Origin of the sequence: Cognatiluteimonas weifangensis, assembly GCF_003416885.1 — a bacterium.
In the GTDB taxonomy this organism is placed as follows: Bacteria; Pseudomonadota; Gammaproteobacteria; order Xanthomonadales; family Xanthomonadaceae; genus Cognatiluteimonas; species Cognatiluteimonas weifangensis.
Genome location: NZ_QVPD01000010.1, coordinates 33,589 through 48,434, shown reverse-complemented (window position 1 = coordinate 48,434; position 14,846 = coordinate 33,589). Strand labels below are relative to the sequence as shown.

At 71.3% G+C, this 14,846-nt stretch carries 16 protein-coding genes; 1 reads left to right on the top strand and 15 read right to left on the bottom strand.

What is annotated here, in order from left to right; genetic code table 11:
- Window positions 1-576 precede the first annotated feature (576 nt).
- The 11 genes from D0Y53_RS09800 to D0Y53_RS09750 all read right to left on the bottom strand — a co-directional run bounded on the left by D0Y53_RS09800 (window position 577) and on the right by D0Y53_RS09750 (window position 10,868).
- Window positions 577-1,065 (bottom strand): TPM domain-containing protein, encoded by a 489-nt coding sequence (locus tag D0Y53_RS09800; RefSeq protein WP_117203046.1) that lies wholly within the window; start codon window positions 1,063-1,065, stop codon window positions 577-579.
- 14 nt (window positions 1,066-1,079) lie between these two features.
- A complete protein-coding gene (locus tag D0Y53_RS09795; protein ID WP_117203045.1) occupies window positions 1,080-1,988 on the bottom strand; it encodes a TPM domain-containing protein in 909 nt (302 codons plus the stop codon).
- A 51-nt stretch (window positions 1,989-2,039) separates the two neighbouring features.
- Window positions 2,040-2,666 carry a LemA family protein gene (locus tag D0Y53_RS09790; protein WP_117203044.1) on the bottom strand — a complete coding sequence of 209 codons (627 nt, stop codon included), beginning with the start codon at window positions 2,664-2,666 and terminating at the stop codon, window positions 2,040-2,042.
- 64 nt (window positions 2,667-2,730) lie between these two features.
- Window positions 2,731-3,471, bottom strand: coding sequence for a TerC family protein (locus D0Y53_RS09785; RefSeq protein ID WP_117203043.1), 741 nt, complete (start codon window positions 3,469-3,471; stop codon window positions 2,731-2,733).
- Between the two features lie 34 nt (window positions 3,472-3,505).
- Complete coding sequence (locus tag D0Y53_RS09780; RefSeq protein ID WP_117203042.1) at window positions 3,506-3,886, bottom strand: diacylglycerol kinase; 381 nt, start codon at window positions 3,884-3,886, stop codon at window positions 3,506-3,508.
- Between the two features lie 293 nt (window positions 3,887-4,179).
- Window positions 4,180-5,187 carry an isoaspartyl peptidase/L-asparaginase family protein gene (locus D0Y53_RS09775; protein WP_117203041.1) on the bottom strand — a complete coding sequence of 336 codons (1,008 nt, stop codon included), beginning with the start codon at window positions 5,185-5,187 and terminating at the stop codon, window positions 4,180-4,182.
- A 118-nt stretch (window positions 5,188-5,305) separates the two neighbouring features.
- Entirely contained in the window at window positions 5,306-6,544 is a 1,239-nt protein-coding gene (locus D0Y53_RS09770; RefSeq protein WP_117203040.1) for an ABC transporter permease, read from the bottom strand.
- Complete coding sequence (locus D0Y53_RS09765) at window positions 6,541-7,263, bottom strand: ABC transporter ATP-binding protein (protein ID WP_117203039.1); 723 nt, start codon at window positions 7,261-7,263, stop codon at window positions 6,541-6,543. The genes D0Y53_RS09770 and D0Y53_RS09765 overlap by 4 nt, the downstream gene beginning before the upstream one ends.
- Window positions 7,260-8,759 (bottom strand): efflux RND transporter periplasmic adaptor subunit, encoded by a 1,500-nt coding sequence (locus tag D0Y53_RS09760; RefSeq protein ID WP_117203038.1) that lies wholly within the window; start codon window positions 8,757-8,759, stop codon window positions 7,260-7,262. Before D0Y53_RS09760 ends, D0Y53_RS09765 begins: the two co-directional genes overlap by 4 nt.
- A 108-nt stretch (window positions 8,760-8,867) precedes the next feature.
- Window positions 8,868-10,136: a sensor histidine kinase gene (locus D0Y53_RS09755; RefSeq protein ID WP_117203037.1), complete on the bottom strand. Its 1,269-nt coding sequence runs from the start codon at window positions 10,134-10,136 to the stop codon at window positions 8,868-8,870.
- Between the two features lie 18 nt (window positions 10,137-10,154).
- On the bottom strand, window positions 10,155-10,868 hold the full coding sequence (locus tag D0Y53_RS09750) for a response regulator transcription factor (protein WP_117203036.1): 714 nt from the start codon (window positions 10,866-10,868) through the stop codon (window positions 10,155-10,157).
- A 105-nt stretch (window positions 10,869-10,973) separates the two neighbouring features.
- Between D0Y53_RS09750 and D0Y53_RS09745 the strand changes: the two genes are divergently transcribed.
- Window positions 10,974-11,318: a DMT family protein gene (locus D0Y53_RS09745; RefSeq protein ID WP_117203035.1), complete on the top strand. Its 345-nt coding sequence runs from the start codon at window positions 10,974-10,976 to the stop codon at window positions 11,316-11,318.
- Window positions 11,319-12,112: 794 nt separating this feature from the next.
- Here the strand turns inward: D0Y53_RS09745 and D0Y53_RS09740 are convergent.
- The 4 genes from D0Y53_RS09740 to nudE form a co-directional block, all read right to left on the bottom strand.
- A complete protein-coding gene (locus D0Y53_RS09740) occupies window positions 12,113-12,415 on the bottom strand; it encodes an Mpo1-like protein (protein ID WP_117203093.1) in 303 nt (100 codons plus the stop codon).
- A gap of 98 nt (window positions 12,416-12,513) precedes the next feature.
- Entirely contained in the window at window positions 12,514-13,347 is an 834-nt protein-coding gene (mazG, locus tag D0Y53_RS09735) for a nucleoside triphosphate pyrophosphohydrolase (protein WP_117203034.1), read from the bottom strand.
- A gap of 122 nt (window positions 13,348-13,469) precedes the next feature.
- Complete coding sequence (gene cysQ / locus D0Y53_RS09730; protein ID WP_117203033.1) at window positions 13,470-14,282, bottom strand: 3'(2'),5'-bisphosphate nucleotidase CysQ; 813 nt, start codon at window positions 14,280-14,282, stop codon at window positions 13,470-13,472.
- Window positions 14,269-14,820 (bottom strand): ADP compounds hydrolase NudE, encoded by a 552-nt coding sequence (nudE, locus tag D0Y53_RS09725; protein ID WP_117203032.1) that lies wholly within the window; start codon window positions 14,818-14,820, stop codon window positions 14,269-14,271. The genes cysQ and nudE overlap by 14 nt, the downstream gene beginning before the upstream one ends.
- Window positions 14,821-14,846: the final 26 nt, after the last annotated feature.

Below are 14,846 nucleotides of genomic sequence, written 5' to 3'. Positions count from 1 at the left end.
CGTCCTGTCTTTGAAGTTGGGGCGCAGGTCATGTCTGGCCTGACTTCAAGTCATGGCTGCTCTTGTTAGACCAGCTTCGGAAGGAGTCGCCGGCCGACGGGCTGGGGGTGCTGCGCCCTCCTGACGACCTCCTGTCTTTAAGTCGGGTCGTGGACCCTCCATGGTCCACTCTCCGCACCCCCAGCCCGCCGGCCGGCGACTTCGCGAGATTGGCGTCCATCGCTTCTGGTTGGTTTTCCCTACAAGCGCCGACTCACTTGCCAGAAGCCGGTGGCCCGGCCTGTGCGGGACCGTCGGCGGCATGGATGCCGCCGAGGAGCCTACAGGGATGTATTCACGGCGTGTCCCGCACAGGCCGGGCCGCCGGCTTCCCCCGCAAAGGCTTCCGCGCTTTGAAGGAAAGTCTCCACGGTGTGTCGCGCACAGGCCGGGCCATCGGCTTCCCTCACAGAAACTTCCACGCTGAAGCACGTATCCACAGCGTGTCACAGGCCGGGTTACATTCTTTCCTACAGGGCTCCCGCACTTGGCAAAAGGCCGTTTTGTAGGGCCCGACCCGGCCCAGGCCCACCCGCTTCAGAACACGTGCGGCAAATCCGGCAACTCATTCGCGTCTGCCGCTCCCGGCAGGCGCGGGAAATGTTCGGCCAGTAGGTCCGAGACCGCGGCCACGCCTTGCAATACCGCCGCCTCGGCCTCGCCGGCACGCAGGCGCTGCTCCATCAGCCGGCAGACTTCGCTCCACTGCCCGGCGCCGATCAGCGCGTCGAGGCCGCGGTCGGCGACGATCTCGATGCGGTGGTCGGCCAGCAGCAGGTACAGCAGCACGCCGTTGTTGGCGGCCGTGTCCCAGACCCGCAACTGCGCGAACGCCGCGTGCGCGCGATTGCGGGCGTCGTGGCCGGCCAGCAGCGCGCGCGCCGGCAACGCGGACTCGACCGCGAAGCAGACCTCGCCCCGATGCCGCGCTTCGCCGGCGGCGACCGCCGCGGCGATGCGTTGCAGGGCAGCGGCCGGAAACAGGCGCGCGGCCGACGGCGCGAACAGATGCTTGAGCCATCGCATGGCCATCGTCCGCCCTACCAGCGGCCGGAGGCGCCGCCGCCTCCGCTCATGCCGCCGCCGCCCGACCAGCCACCGCCCCCGCCGAAGCCGCCGCCACCCCCGAAACCGCCGCCCCAGCTGCCGCCGCCGAATCCGCCCCAGCCGCCATGGCGGACATAACGTCCCGGCTGCGTCCGGGTCAGGCCGAGCAGCAGGCCGATCACCGCGCCGGCCCCGCCGATCAGCAGCGCCTGCGCGATCAGCCACGCCACTCCGCCGGCCGCGCCGGCGCCCAGCAGCGCGCGCACCGGCGCCGGGGCGCGGCCGAAGATCCCGCGCGCAAGCTGCGCCACCACGAACGCGGCGAACAAGGCGAACAGCCAGTCGCCGCCTCCGCCGCCGCGGTTGTCGGCCATCGGCGCCGGCAGCGATTCGCCATCGATCAGCTTGACCAGCGCCGCGGTGGCGTCGGTGAGGCCGCCGCCGTAGTCGCCGGCACGGAATTTCGGCACCAGGTATTCCTGGATCACCCGCGCCGCGGTCGCGTCCGGGATCGCGCCTTCCAGGCCGTAGCCGGGCTGGATGCGCACGCGGCGGTCGTCCACGGCCACCACCAGCAGCACGCCGTCGTCCACTCCCTTGCGCCCCAGTTTCCACTGGTCGTAGACGCGCTGGGTGTAGGCGGCGATGTCCTCGGGCTGCGTGCTCGGCACCAGCAGCACCTGCAGCTGGCTGCCCTTGCGTTGTTGCAGCTCCCAGGCCTGGGCTTCCAGTGCCTGTCTGGTGGCGGCATCGAGCGTGCCGGTGACGTCGACCACCGGCGCGTCCAGCGGCGGGATCGGCGCCAGCTGCTGCGCGTGCAGCGACCCCGACGCGAGCAAAGCGGCCAGCCCCAGCGCCAGCCCCAGCCACGCGGGCAGCCGCCACGAGCTCCAGGCAACCATCAGCACGGACCCGTCAAGACGGCGCCACGGTGCCGGTGCGCGCCGGTGCGATCAGCCACCGGCCGGCGCGGGTTGCCGCGCCGGGGGTGGTTGCGGCTGTGCCGCGGGTGCACCGAAGTCGACTGTCGGCGGTCGCTGGATCCGTTGCTCGTTCTCGACCGAGAAATTCGGCTTGGGCTTGTAGCCGAACAGCATCGCGGTCAGGTTGACCGGAAACCGGCGGATGTAGGTGTTGTAGTCCTGCACCGCCTGGATATAGCGCTGGCGTTCGACCGCGATCCGGTTCTCGGTGCCTTCCAGTTGCGCCTGCAGCTGCAGGAAGGTCTGGTCGGCCTTGAGCTGCGGGTAGTTCTCGCTGACCAGCAGCAGGCGCCCGATCGCGCCCTGCAGGGCGCCCTGGGCCTGCTGGAAGCGTTCCAGCGAAGCCGGGTCGCCGGCATCGACGGTGATGCTGCCGACCTGCGCGCGCGCCTGCGCGACCTCGGTGAACACCCGCTCCTCGTGGCTGGCGTAGCCCTTGACCGTCGCCACCAGGTTGGGCACCAGATCGGCGCGGCGCTGGTAGACGTTGAGCACCTGCGACCAGGCGGCGGTCACTGCCTCGTCCTTGCCCTGGATCTGGTTGTAGCCGCAGCCGCCGAGCATCGCGGCGATCAGGATCAGCAGGACGACGCGCATGGCCCGGCTCCGGCAAGGGGACGGCGCATTGCAGCACCGCGCGCGTGAAGGCGCAACGAACGCGTCAGTCCTCCTGCAGCCGCAGCCGCGCGCGCCGCTTGGCCCACAGGTTCAGGCCTTCGACCATGGCGGAGAAACCCATCGAGCCGTAGATGTAGCCCTTGGGCACGTGGATCTCCAGGCCCTCGACCACCAGGTAGGCACCGATCAGCACGATGAAGGCCAGCGCCAGCATCTTGATGGTCGGGTTGTTGTCGATGAAATGACCCAGCGGCTGCGCCGCCAGCAGCATCACCGCCACCGCCAGCAGGATCGCGGCGACCATCACCGCCACGTACTGGTCGGCCATGCCGACTGCGGCGATCACCGAGTCCAGCGAGAACACGATGTCGATCACCGCGATCTGCGCGATCACCGCGGCGAAGGAGTTGGCCGGCTTGGTGTGGATGTCCTCGGACTCGGGCTCGCCCAGGACCTGGTCGCGGATCTCCATCACCCCCTTGAACACCAGGAAGATGCCGCCCAGCAGCAGCACCAGGTCGCGCACCGAGAAGCCGTGGCCGTAGACGACGAACAGGTCCTGCTTCATGTGCGCCAGGTACGCCAGCGTCAGCAGCAGCGCGATGCGGGTGACGCAGGCCGCGGCGATGCCGAACTTGCGCGCGCGCTCGCGGGTCGCCGGCGGCAGGCGGCTGACCGCGATCGAGATGAACACCAGGTTGTCGATGCCGAGCACGATCTCGATCGAACTGAGCGTGACCAGCAGGATCCAGGTCTGCGGGTCGGCAAGCATGGCAAGACTCATCGAACGATCGTTCCAGGCAAGAGGGGGAGAAAAATCAGGACAGGCGCGGACCGAGGATCAGGCCCCAGGTGAGCACCACGTTCAGCATCAGCACGAACACGGCAGCCGAGCCCATGTCCTTGGCGCGGCCGGCGAGCGCGTGCGGCTCGTCGCCATAACGCTCGATCACCGCCTCGATCGCCGAATTCAGCAACTCGATGCCCAGCACCAGCAGGCAGCTGCCGAGCAGCAACACGCGCTCGATCGCGCTGGCGCCCAGCCACAGCCCCAGCGGGGCGAGGACCGCGAACAGGTAGACCTCGAGCCGGAACGAGGATTCGTGCAGCCAGGCGGCGCGCAGCCCCTGCAGCGACCAGCGGGTCGCCAGCAGGATGCGGCCCGGACGCCGCGGCAGATGGCCGAGTTCGTCGGCCACCTCAGCCCGCCGATCCCGGCGCAACGCCACCCGCCCGCCCGGCGGCGCGCCGGCGACCCGCCCCGCGCACGGAGCGGACGGCGGGATGGCCGGCGGGAAGACGCGCGAAGATCGGCATGGGAGACAGGGGGATTACCGGTAATGCCGTGGCGGAGCCACGGCAGAACCGTGATTTTGCCACAGTGGCGGCAGGCCGATGCCGACGGCGCTGCCGGGCCGCGATTTCCGGCCGCGATTTCCGCGCACGGCGGGGCGCCGACGCGCCGGCACCGCGGACCGGCGGCAATGCTGCCCTAGTCGCGGAAGATCGCCACGCCGCGGCGGCCGTCGGGCCCGATCCAGGCCCGGTACATGCCCGCGGTGTTGAACGGCATCGCGATGTTGCCCTCGACGTCCAGCGCGATCACGCCGCCGTCGCCGCCGGCCGCGGGCACGATCCGGTTCACCACCGCGTCCGCCGCCTCCGCCAGGCTGTCGCCGCGGTAGGCCACGCGCGCGCAGATGTCGTGCGCGACGGCGTTGCGGATGTAGAACTCGCCCCAGCCGGTGCCCGACACGCCGCAGCGCGCGTCGGCCCAGGTGCCGGCGCCGATCACCGGCGAATCGCCGATCCGGCCCCAGCGCTTGTTGGTCATGCCGCCGGTGGAGGTGGCCGCGGCGAGGTGCCCGTGCGCGTCCAGCGCGACCGCACCGACGGTGCCGAAGTAGCCGCCCGGCATCGCCGGCACGCCGCCAGCGGCCTGCGCGGTTTCCGCCGCCTGCGCCTTTTCCAGCTGCCGCCGGCGCACGTCGGTGTCGAACCAGCCGTTGGCCACGCGCTCGATCTCGGGACGGGTATCGGCGAAGGCCTCGGCGCCGGCGCCGGCCAGCATCACGTGCGGCGAATGCTCCATCACCGCGCGCGCCAACGCGATCGGATGGCGCACGGTGGTCACTCCGGCGACCGCGCCGGCGCGCTGCGTGTGGCCCTCCATGATCGAGGCGTCCAGTTCGTGGCCGCCGACCGCGTTGAACACCGCGCCCTTGCCGGCATTGAAGCGCGGCGAATCCTCCAGCACCTGGATCGCCGCCTGCACCGCGTCCAGCGCCGCGCCTCCGGCCGCCAGCACCGCGTTGCCCGCCTCCAGCGCGCGCTCCAGGTCGGCACGGATCGCCTGTTCGTCGGCGGCGCTCATGGCGCTGCGCTCGATGGTGCCGGCGCCGCCATGGATCACCAGCGCGGTGCGCGGCGGTTCGGCGGCGTGGGCGCTCAGGGCGGACACGGTCAGCAGCAACAGGGACAGCAGGAAACGACGCGGCATGGGGATCCTCCGGCAGCCATGCCCCGCAGGATAGCGCCGGCGCCATGCCTCCGCAGCCCGGACCCCGCTGCATGCCGCAGCATCCCCTGCAGCCGATCGGCGACGACGGTGCCGTCGGCTATTGCTGGCGCAGCGCTTCGATCGGATCCAGCAGCGAAGCCTTGCGCGCCGGGTAGTAGCCGAAGAACAGGCCGGTGCCGATCGAGAATGCGGCCGCCAGCCCCACCACCTGTGCGTTCAGCGCCACCGGCAACCCGCTGAACCGGCCGACCAGCAAAGCGCCGACGACCCCGATCGCGATCCCGATCACGCCGCCGATCAGCGAGATCAGCATCGCTTCCGCGAGGAACTGCCGGCGCACGTCCGAGGGCGCCGCGCCCACCGCCATGCGCAGGCCGATCTCGCGGATGCGCTCGGTGACCGACACCAGCATGATGTTCATGATGCCGATGCCGCCGATGATCAGGCAGATGGTCGCCACCGCGCCCAGCAGCTTGGACATCAGGTTGGTGGTGGCGGTGCGGGTGGCGACGATTTCGCTGATGTTGCGCACGTTGAAGTCGTCCTCGTCGCCGGGCCTGATCCGGTGGCGCTGGCGCAGCAGCGCCTCGACCTCGGTCTGCGCATAGCCCAGGTCGCGGGCATCGGCGACGGTCAGCGCGATCTGCATCACCGCGCCCGGCGGCAGTCCCATCGTGCCCAGCAGGCGCCGGCGCGCGGTCTCCAGCGGCACCATCACCACGTCGTCCTGGTCCTGGCCGAAGCCGCCCTGGCCCTTGGGCGCCAGCGTGCCGACCACGGTGAACGGCACCCGGCCCAGGCGGATGCTCTGGCCGATCCCGCTGTCCTCGCCGAACAGCGTGCGCCGGACGGTGTCGCCCAGGATCACCACCTTGGCGGCGCTGCCGTAGGCCTGCGCATCGAAACCCTGGCCCTCGGCGAGGGTCCAGCCGTTGATGTCGAACCAGTCCGCCTGCACGCCCTGCCAGCTGGTGGAGGCGTTGTTTTCCGCGTACACCACCTGGGTGTTGCCGCGCAGCGCGCCGGCGACGTACTGGACCTCGGGGATCTCGTCGCGGATCGCCTCGGCATCGCCTTGGGTCAGGGTGAAGAAGCTGCCGGCGCTCATGCGCACGCCGCCGCCCGGGCCGCGCCCGGCGCCGGGCGAGATGTCCAGCCGCTGCGAGCCCAGCCCGGAAACCAGCTTGTCGATCTCCCGCTGCGTGCCCTGCCCCACCGACACCATCACGATCACCGCCGCGATGCCGATGATCACGCCCAGCGAGGTCAGCGCGCTGCGCATCCAGTTGCCGCGCAGGGCGAACGCGGCGGTGCGCAGGATATCGAGGAAGCTCATGCGTCCGCCTCCTGCGCGTGCAGGCGGCCGTCGCGGATCACGTAGGTGCGGTCCGCGTGCGCGGCGACCTCGGCCTCGTGGGTGATCAGCACCACGGTGTGGCCGGCGTCGCGCAGGCGTCCGAACAGCGCGAGGATCTCCTCGCCGGTGCGGCTGTCGAGCGCGCCGGTGGGCTCGTCGGCCAGCAGGATGTCCGGGTTGTTGATCAGCGCCCGGGCGATGGCGACGCGCTGCTGCTGGCCGCCGGACAGCTGGTTGGGATGGTGCCCGGCGCGCTCGGCCAGGCCGACCGCGGCCAGCGCCTCGCGCGCCCGGTGCTGACGCTCGTGCGCCGGCACCCGCGCGTAGCCCAGCGGCATCGCCACGTTGTCCAGCGCGCTCATCCGCGGCAGCAGGTGGAAGCCCTGGAACACGAAGCCGATCTTGTCGCGCCGCAGCGCGGCCAGCTGCTCGGCGTCCAGCGTGGACACGTCCACGCCATCGCACTCGTACACGCCGCTGCTGGGCTTGTCGAGGCAGCCGATCAGGTTCATCAGCGTCGATTTCCCCGACCCCGACGGCCCCATGATGGCGACGAAACCGCCGCGCGCGATGTCCAGGTCCACGTCCCGCAGCGCGACCACTTCGGCCTGGGTGCCGGCCGAATAGACCTTGCCCAGGCCGCGGGTCCGGATCACCGGGGGCGCGGCCACCGCGGCCCGGGGCGCCACCGCGGTCATTGCGCGGCGCGCTCGCCGGTGACGATCCGGTCGCCGGCGCGGACATCGCCGGCGATTTCGGTGTCGGTGCCGTCGCTGGCGCCGATCCGCACCATCACCGGCTGCGGCCGGCCGTCGACCAGCTTGTACACCAGCGTCCGCCGCGCGCCGACCAGTGCCGCCACCGTTGCGTCCCATTGCCGGCGCTGGGCGTCGTCGAGACCGGCGCGGAAGGCGGCGAAATCCTGCTGGAAGCGTTCCAGCATCCGCTGCCGCAGCTGCGCCTGCAGGTCGCCGCCGGCGTTGCCGCCCCCGGACTGGAAGCCGCGCCCGCCGAACAGGCCGTTGCCGCCTGGCTGCGGCGCCGCCTGGCGCGCGGCCTGGCGCTGCCGGATCGCCGCAGCCGCGGCGTCGAAGGCCGCCTGCTGCGTGGCGTCCAGGCGCAGGCCCGCCGCCGCCCGCGCGAGATCCTCGGCGATGCCGCTGCCGCCGCGGGTCGCCGGCGCCCGCGGCCCGGCCGCGGCGGCGTCGTCGGCCGGCTTGTAACGCAGCGCCGCATTGGCCAGCTTGAGCACGCCGGTGCGCTTGCTGACCTCGATCTCGGCGTTGACCGTCAGCCCCGGCAGCAGGGTGCCGTCGCTGTTGTCGACCGTGACCACCACCGGATAGGTGACGACGTTGCTGGTGGTGGTCGCCGACAGCCGCACCTGCTCCACCGTGCCCTTGAACCGGCGGTCGGGGAAGGCGTCGGCGGTGAAGGTCACCGCCTGCCCGGCGCGGACCTGGCCGATGTCGGACTCGTCCACCGCCAGCTCGATCTTCATCTGCGACAGGTCTTCGGCCAGCACGAACAGTTCCGGCGCCTGCAGGCTGGCGGCCACGGTCTGGCCGGGCTCGATGCTGCGGGTCAGGACCACACCGTCGACCGGCGAGCGGATCACGGTCCGTTCGAGGTTGACCCGGGTGGTCTGGGTGGAGGCCTGCTGCTGGCGGATCTGCGCACGCGCCGCGTTGACCTGCGCCTGCGCCTGGTCGCGCGCGGCGCGCGCCAGGTCGATGTCGCTGGCGGCCACCAGTTGCTGCCCGCCGAGCGCGGTCTTGCGCCGGTAGTCCAGTTCGGCATTGCGCAGGCTGGCCTGCGCCTGGCGCAATTGCGCCTGCGCGCTGGCGATCTGCGCATTGCCCTGCGCGATCTGCGCCTGATAGGTGCTGGGGTCGATGCGGGCGATCACCTGGCCCTTTTCGACCTTGTCGTTGAAGTCCACCAGCACCTCGGTCACCTGGCCGGAGACCTGGCTGCCCACGGTGACGGTGGAAATCGCGCTCAGGGTGCCGGTGGCCGAGATCGCCACCCGGATGTCGCCGCGCTCGACCGCGACCGTGCGGTAGCCGCTTTCCGCAGCGGGCGTGCGCTGCTGCCACCACCACAGCGCAGCCACGGCGGCCGCGACGGCCAGGACGATGGCGCCGAGGCGGCGCAGGTTGCGGATGTTCGCAGGCGTGGCGGGTCGGCCCATTCGGATGGCTTCGCAGGGACAAGGGGGGACAGCTCAGGCTAACGCCCGGGCAGCGCGCAGGTTGACCGGCGCGCAACCACGATGGTTCCGGACCGGAACCGCCGGGCCTCAACCGGCAAAGCGGATCGTGGCCGTGGTGCCGCGCCCGGGCACGCTCTCCAGGCCGACCGGCCAGCCGAACCGCTCGCCGAGCCGGCGCACGATCGGCAGGCCCATGCCCTTGCCCAGGGGGTTGTCGGGATCGGCGCGGTAGAACGGATCGAACGCCCGCTGCAGGGCGTCGGCCGACATGCCGATGCCGGTGTCGCTGACCGCCACCCGGTCGCGCTCGATCCGCACTTCGATCCGGCCGTGCGCGGTGAACGTGCAGGCGTTGGCGAGCAGATGCCCCAGCATCATCGCGAACACCCGCGGCGGGGCGTGCAACCGCGGGTCCGCGTTCGCCGTCACCGCCAGCTCGACCGGCTTGCCGGCGAGCAGCGACTGCGCCTTCACCACTTCCTCCTCGACCACCTCGCGCACCGCGAAGTCTTCCCGCTGCGGCTCGACTCCGCCCTCGCGGGCCAGGATCAGGAACGAGTCGACCACCGCCTCCATGTCGCGGCTGGCGCGCTGGATCCGCGCCAGCGAACGCCGTGCGCGCTCGGGCAGATCGGGGTCGTTCTGCAGCAGGTCGCTGGCGACGCGGATCACGGTCAGCGGCGTGCGCAACTCGTGGCTGGCGTCGCGGGTGAAATCGCGCTCGCGGCGCACGAACGCGCGCATGCGCTCGGCCATGCGCTGCAGCGCGCCGGCCAGTTGCCGCGCCTCCATGCCGGCGCCGGGCGGCAGGCGGTCGGCGGCGAGCGCACTGCCGGTCGGTTCCAGCGGATCCCAGCGCCGCACCTGCTGCGCCATCCAGTGCAACGGCGCCACCAGCCGCCTGGCGTTGCGATAGGTGAACCACGCGCTCGCGGCCAGCGCCAGCAGCGCCAGCAGCAATGGCAGCAGCACCAGCTGGAACGCGAGCCAGCCGATCGCCCGCCGCGGGTAGGTCAGGTACAGGCGCGTGCCGTCGCGCTGCTCGACCAGCACCAGGGTATCGCGCAGCGCGTGCAGGCCGGGCGGCAGGCCGCGCAGCAGCGGTGGCAGCATCGCCGTCGAGGCGCCGGCCGGCAGCACGTAACCGCGCAGGATCCGGCTGTCGGGCGCGGCATGCGCGGCATCGCCGGCGCGCCGGGTCCAGAAATAGGCGGCTTCCTGCTGCAGCGTGCGCCGCGCGAGCTGCTGCGTGACCAGCGTCACCGACGCCCAGGTGCCGGCCAGGATGACGACGCTGGCCAGCGCCACCTGCAGCAGGAACGCGACCCGCAACTGACGCGGCAACCCCTGGGCCATGACCGGTCGCCGCCGGGCTCAGGCCGGCTGCTGTTCGATGTCGGCGATGCGGTAGCCGGCGCTCTGCACGGTATGCAGCAACGGCTTGTCGTAGGGCTTGTCGATGGTCTTGCGCAGGTTGTACAGGTGGCTGCGCAGGGTGTCGGAATCCGGCAGACCGTTGCCCCAGATCTCGCGCTCGATCTCCTGGCGGCTGACCACGCGCGGCGATTCGCGCATCAGGATCGTCAGCAGCTTCAGGCCGATCGGCGAGAGCTGCAGCTCGACTCCGCCGCGGGTGGCGCGCAGCGAGGCCGGGTCCAGCACCAGGTCGGCGACCTTGAGCACTTCCGCGCCGACCTGGCGACGCTCGCGCCGGATCAGGGCGCGCAGGCGGGCTTCCAGTTCCTGGATCGCGAACGGCTTGGTCAGGTAGTCGTCGGCGCCGACCGACAGCCCGGTGAGTTTCTCGTCCAGGGTGTCGCGGGCGGTGAGCATCAGCACCGGAGTGGACTTGCGCGCTTCCTCGCGCAGGCGCTTGCACACCTCCACTCCGTCCAGCCGCGGCAGCATCAGGTCCAGCACCACCACGTCGTAGCTGTTTTCCGCCGCCAGGCGGTAGCCGTCGAGGCCGTCGGAAGCGTAGTCGACCTCGAAGCCCCGGCCTTCGAGGTATTCGCCCACCATTTCCGAAATGTTGCGGTTGTCCTCGACGATCAGGACCAGCCCTGCGGGGTCTTGGGAGGCGCGCATGCGGGGGCTCCTTGTCTTCAGCTTTGTGAAGAATGCCGGGTGCGGGGTGGAAAGCGTGTGAAGGCGCTAGGCTGAGGCCCCGTTTGCTACCCGTCCGGCCGCCCGATGTCCCTCCTCGACCGTTTCCTGCCCGTGGCCCTGCTGCTGGGCTCCAACGTGTTCATGACCTTCGCCTGGTACGGGCACCTGCGGTACAAGTCCGCACCGCTGCTAACGGTGATCCTGGCCAGCTGGGGCATCGCCTTCTTCGAATACACCCTGCAGGTACCGGCCAACCGCCTCGGCAGCGCGGTCTACAGCGCGCCGCAGCTCAAGGGCATGCAGGAGGTGATCACGCTGCTGGTGTTCGCCGGCTTTTCCGCCTGGTACCTGGGGCAGCCGCTGAAGTGGAACCACTGGGCCGGCTTCGCCCTGATCGTCGCGGCGGCGTGGCTGATCTTCCTGGACTGAAGCGCGCAATGCGCGCCGATGAACCGTCGGATTCATTCGGGGGAATCGGCTTCGCAAAGAGTCGTCGCCTGGCAGGGCGCCGCCCGGCGGGCTGGGGCGCCACGCCCTCCTGACAACCTGCTGTCCTTTTAGTCGGGCCGCAGGTCATTGGTGGCCCTGACCTAGGGGGCTCGGCTTCGGAGGGAGTCGCCACCCGGCGGGCTGCGGGTGCTGCACCCTCCTGACGACCTCCTGTTTTTTTAGTCGGGCCGCAGGTCATTGGTGGCCCTGACCTAGGGAGCTCGGCTTCGGAGGGAGTCGCCGCCCGACGGGCTGGGGGTGCTGCGCCCTCCTGACGACCTCCTGTCTTTAAGTCGGGTCGTGGACCATCCATGGTCCACTCTCCGCACCCCCAGCCCGTCGGCCGGCGACTGCGCGAGCGTGGAGTCTGTCGCTTCGGGTGGCTCTCTTTTCAAGCGCCAACTCACTTGCCCGGAAGCCGGTGGCCCGGCCTGTGCGGGACCGTCGGCGGCATGGATGCCGCCGAGGAGCCTACCGGGACGTATTCACGGCGTGTCCCGCACAGGCCGGGCCACCGGCTTCCCCCGTACAGGCTTCCGCACTTGAAGGGAAATCTTCACGGTATGTCCCGTACAGGCTGGGCCGCCGACTTCCCCGCGGAAGCTCCCGCGCTTGAAGGAATGTCTGCATGGTGTGTCTTCGGCAGGACTTCCGCGCAGAGGTGTCCGCGCCAAGGACGGATTAGCGGCGTATCCCGCACAGGCCGGAGCACTGGCCTTGCCATCGCCTGTTGGCTACAAGCGGACGCGGCCGAGGAGGATGTCCTTGAACATCACCCAGTCGCCCATCAGCGAATACAGCGGATACCGGAACGTCGCCGGCCGGTTCTTCTCGAAGAAGAAATGCCCGACCCAGGCGAAGCCGTAGCCGCACACCGGCGCGCCCGCCAGCCACCACGCGTTGCGCTGCACCAGCGCCAGCGCCAGCAGCGCCAGCACGCCGCAGCTGCCGACGAAATGCAGCCGCCGCGAACTGCGGTTGGCGTGCTCGGACAGGTAGAACGGATAGAACTCGCCGAAGCTGGCGTAGCGTTTCATCGTGGCCTCCTGCTGCATGTCGGCCGGATGCGTCCGGACCGGATGGGGCGCCCCCGGCAATCGCCGCGGCCCCGGGCGCGCGCAGCGCGCGGCCCGGACTATGCGCGTTCGGCCGCCTTGGCGCGCTCCCAGTAGGCATCCTGCGCCTGCAGCGGCAGCTGCGACAACGACACGCCGTCGGCCGCCGCCAGCGCCTCCATCGCCCGGAACCGGCGCTCGAACTTGGCGTTGGCGCGGCGCAGCGCGCTGCCGGGGTCGACCCTGGCGTGCCGCGCCAGGTTGGCGCAGACGAACAGCACGTCGCCGATCTCGTCCTCCAGCCGGTCGCGCGCCTGCGCATCGTCCGCGGCGGCCGCGACCGCGGCGAACTCGACCCGGGCCTCGTCGATCTCTTCGTGCAGCTTGGCGATCACCGGCTCCGGCCCGGGCCAGTCGAAGCCCACGCGCGCGGCGCGCTGCTGCAGCTTGAGCGCGCGCTGCCACTCCGGCAGGCCGCGGGCGATGCCGGCCAGCGCGGAGGTGTCCGCCTCCCCGGCGGCATCGCGCTCGCGGCGCTTGTGCGCCTCCCACTCCCGGGTCTGCGCCTCCACGCCGTCGACGCTGGCGCCGGCGAACACGTGCGGGTGGCGGCGCAGCATCTTGTCGCAGATCGCCGCGACCACGTCGGCGAAGGCGAACGCGCCGCGTTCCTGCGCCATGCGCGCATGGAACACCACCTGCAGCAGCAGGTCGCCGAGTTCCTCGCGCAGGTCGCCCAGGTCGTTGCGGTCGATCGCGTCGGCGACCTCGTAGGCCTCCTCGATCGTGTACGGCGCGATCGTGGCGAAGCTCTGCTGCAGGTCCCAGGGACAGCCACCGTCGGGATCGCGCAAGCGGGCCATGATCGCGAGCAGGGTGGCGATCTCGCGCGGGTCGCCGGTGATGTCGTTCATGCGTTTCCCCTCGACAAGGTTGCGGATGCCGTCCCCGACGACGGGGCGCCGCTTGCGCAACGCCCGGCCCGGCTTTTCGTGTTCGGGCGCCCGCGCGCGCAGCCGATGCCGCCGGGCACCGGTCAGGCGCGCGGATCCAGCCAGTCGCGCCACGGCAGCGCGGGATCGCCCAGCGCCAGGAAATCGCCGTTGAGGATGGTGTCGCGCTGGTTGTAGCGCAGCGGCCGGCCGCGCGGATCGATCACGATCCCGCCCGCGGCTTCGAGCACGCATTGTCCGGCGGCGGTGTCCCATTCGCTGGTCGGCCCGAAGCGCGGATACACGTCCATGGCGCCCTCGGCGAGGCGGCAGAATTTCAGCGACGAGCCGATGCCGACTGTTTCCACCTCCCCGATCCGGGCCATGAGCGCCTCGGTGCGCGGATCGCGGTGCGAGCGGCTGGCGGCGACGCGCAGCGGCGCGGCCGCCGGCACCCGGGTACGGATGGCGACCTCGGTGTCGCCGTCGCGACGGAACGCGCCGTGGCCGCGCTGGCCGTACCACAGCGCGCCGGTCACCGGCGCCTGCACCACGCCCAGCACCGGTACGCCGTCCTCGATCAGGGCGATGTTGACGGTGAACTCGCCGTTGCGCTTGACGAACTCGCGGGTGCCGTCGAGCGGGTCGACCAGCCACATCCGCGACCATTGCCGGCGCTGCAGCGTCGGCACGTCCTGCGCGGACTCCTCCGACAGCACCGGGATCTCCGGCGCCAGCCGCTCCAGCCCGGCGACGATGCAGGCGTGCGCGGCCAGGTCGGCAGCGGTCAGCGGCGAGCGGTCGTCCTTGTGCGCGACCGCGAACTCGCCCCGGTACACCTCCAGGATCGCGGCCGCGGCCGCATGCGCCAGCGCGATCGCGCCTTCGCGCAGCCGCCCGATCTCATCCGTTGCCATGCTGCAGCCACTCCCGGGTGATGAACAGGGCCGCCAGCGAGCGGCCCTCGGAAAAATCCTCGCGCAGCGCCAGTTCGTGCAGCGCGTGCAGCTTCCACGGCACCACTTCCAGCTCCTCCGGCTCGTCGCCGGGCAGGCGCTGCGGGTACAGGTCGCGCGCGACCACCACGTGCGCCTGGTGGCTCATGTAGCGCGGCGACAGCGTCAGCATGCGCAGCAGCTGCAGCGAGCGGGCGGCGTAGCCGGCCTCCTCCTGCAGCTCGCGGTTGGCCGCGTGCAGCGGCGCCTCGCCGGCATCGATCCGGCCCTCGACCAGGCCCAGCTCGTAGCGGTGGGTGCCGGCCGCGTATTCGCGCACCAGCAACACGGTGTCCGCGTCCAGCAGCGGCACCACGATCACCGCGCCGTGGCCGCGGCTGTGCAGGCGCTGGTACTGGCGGCGCTCGCCGTTGCCGAACTCCAGGTCCAGCCGCTCCATCCGGTAGGGGCCGGCATCCTGCTCGCTGACGTGGTGGATCGTCGGCAGGCGCCGGCTCATCGCCGGCCTCCGCGCCATGGCGTGGC

Coding starts and splice junctions, on each gene's coding strand:
- D0Y53_RS09800 (WP_117203046.1), bottom strand. CDS start 1,065: ATGCGATGGCTCAAGCATCTGTTCGCGCCGTCGGCCGCGCGCCTGTTT.
- D0Y53_RS09785 (WP_117203043.1), bottom strand. CDS start 3,471: ATGAGTCTTGCCATGCTTGCCGACCCGCAGACCTGGATCCTGCTGGTC.
- D0Y53_RS09775 (WP_117203041.1), bottom strand. CDS start 5,187: ATGCCGCGTCGTTTCCTGCTGTCCCTGTTGCTGCTGACCGTGTCCGCC.
- D0Y53_RS09770 (WP_117203040.1), bottom strand. CDS start 6,544: ATGAGCTTCCTCGATATCCTGCGCACCGCCGCGTTCGCCCTGCGCGGC.
- D0Y53_RS09745 (WP_117203035.1), top strand. CDS start 10,974: ATGTCCCTCCTCGACCGTTTCCTGCCCGTGGCCCTGCTGCTGGGCTCC.
- D0Y53_RS09750 (WP_117203036.1), bottom strand. CDS start 10,868: ATGCGCGCCTCCCAAGACCCCGCAGGGCTGGTCCTGATCGTCGAGGAC.
- D0Y53_RS09765 (WP_117203039.1), bottom strand. CDS start 7,263: ATGACCGCGGTGGCGCCCCGGGCCGCGGTGGCCGCGCCCCCGGTGATC.
- D0Y53_RS09760 (WP_117203038.1), bottom strand. CDS start 8,759: ATGGGCCGACCCGCCACGCCTGCGAACATCCGCAACCTGCGCCGCCTC.
- nudE (WP_117203032.1), bottom strand. CDS start 14,820: ATGAGCCGGCGCCTGCCGACGATCCACCACGTCAGCGAGCAGGATGCC.
- D0Y53_RS09790 (WP_117203044.1), bottom strand. CDS start 2,666: ATGCGCGTCGTCCTGCTGATCCTGATCGCCGCGATGCTCGGCGGCTGC.
- mazG (WP_117203034.1), bottom strand. CDS start 13,347: ATGAACGACATCACCGGCGACCCGCGCGAGATCGCCACCCTGCTCGCG.
- D0Y53_RS09755 (WP_117203037.1), bottom strand. CDS start 10,136: ATGGCCCAGGGGTTGCCGCGTCAGTTGCGGGTCGCGTTCCTGCTGCAG.
- D0Y53_RS09795 (WP_117203045.1), bottom strand. CDS start 1,988: ATGGTTGCCTGGAGCTCGTGGCGGCTGCCCGCGTGGCTGGGGCTGGCG.
- D0Y53_RS09740 (WP_117203093.1), bottom strand. CDS start 12,415: ATGAAACGCTACGCCAGCTTCGGCGAGTTCTATCCGTTCTACCTGTCC.
- cysQ (WP_117203033.1), bottom strand. CDS start 14,282: ATGGCAACGGATGAGATCGGGCGGCTGCGCGAAGGCGCGATCGCGCTG.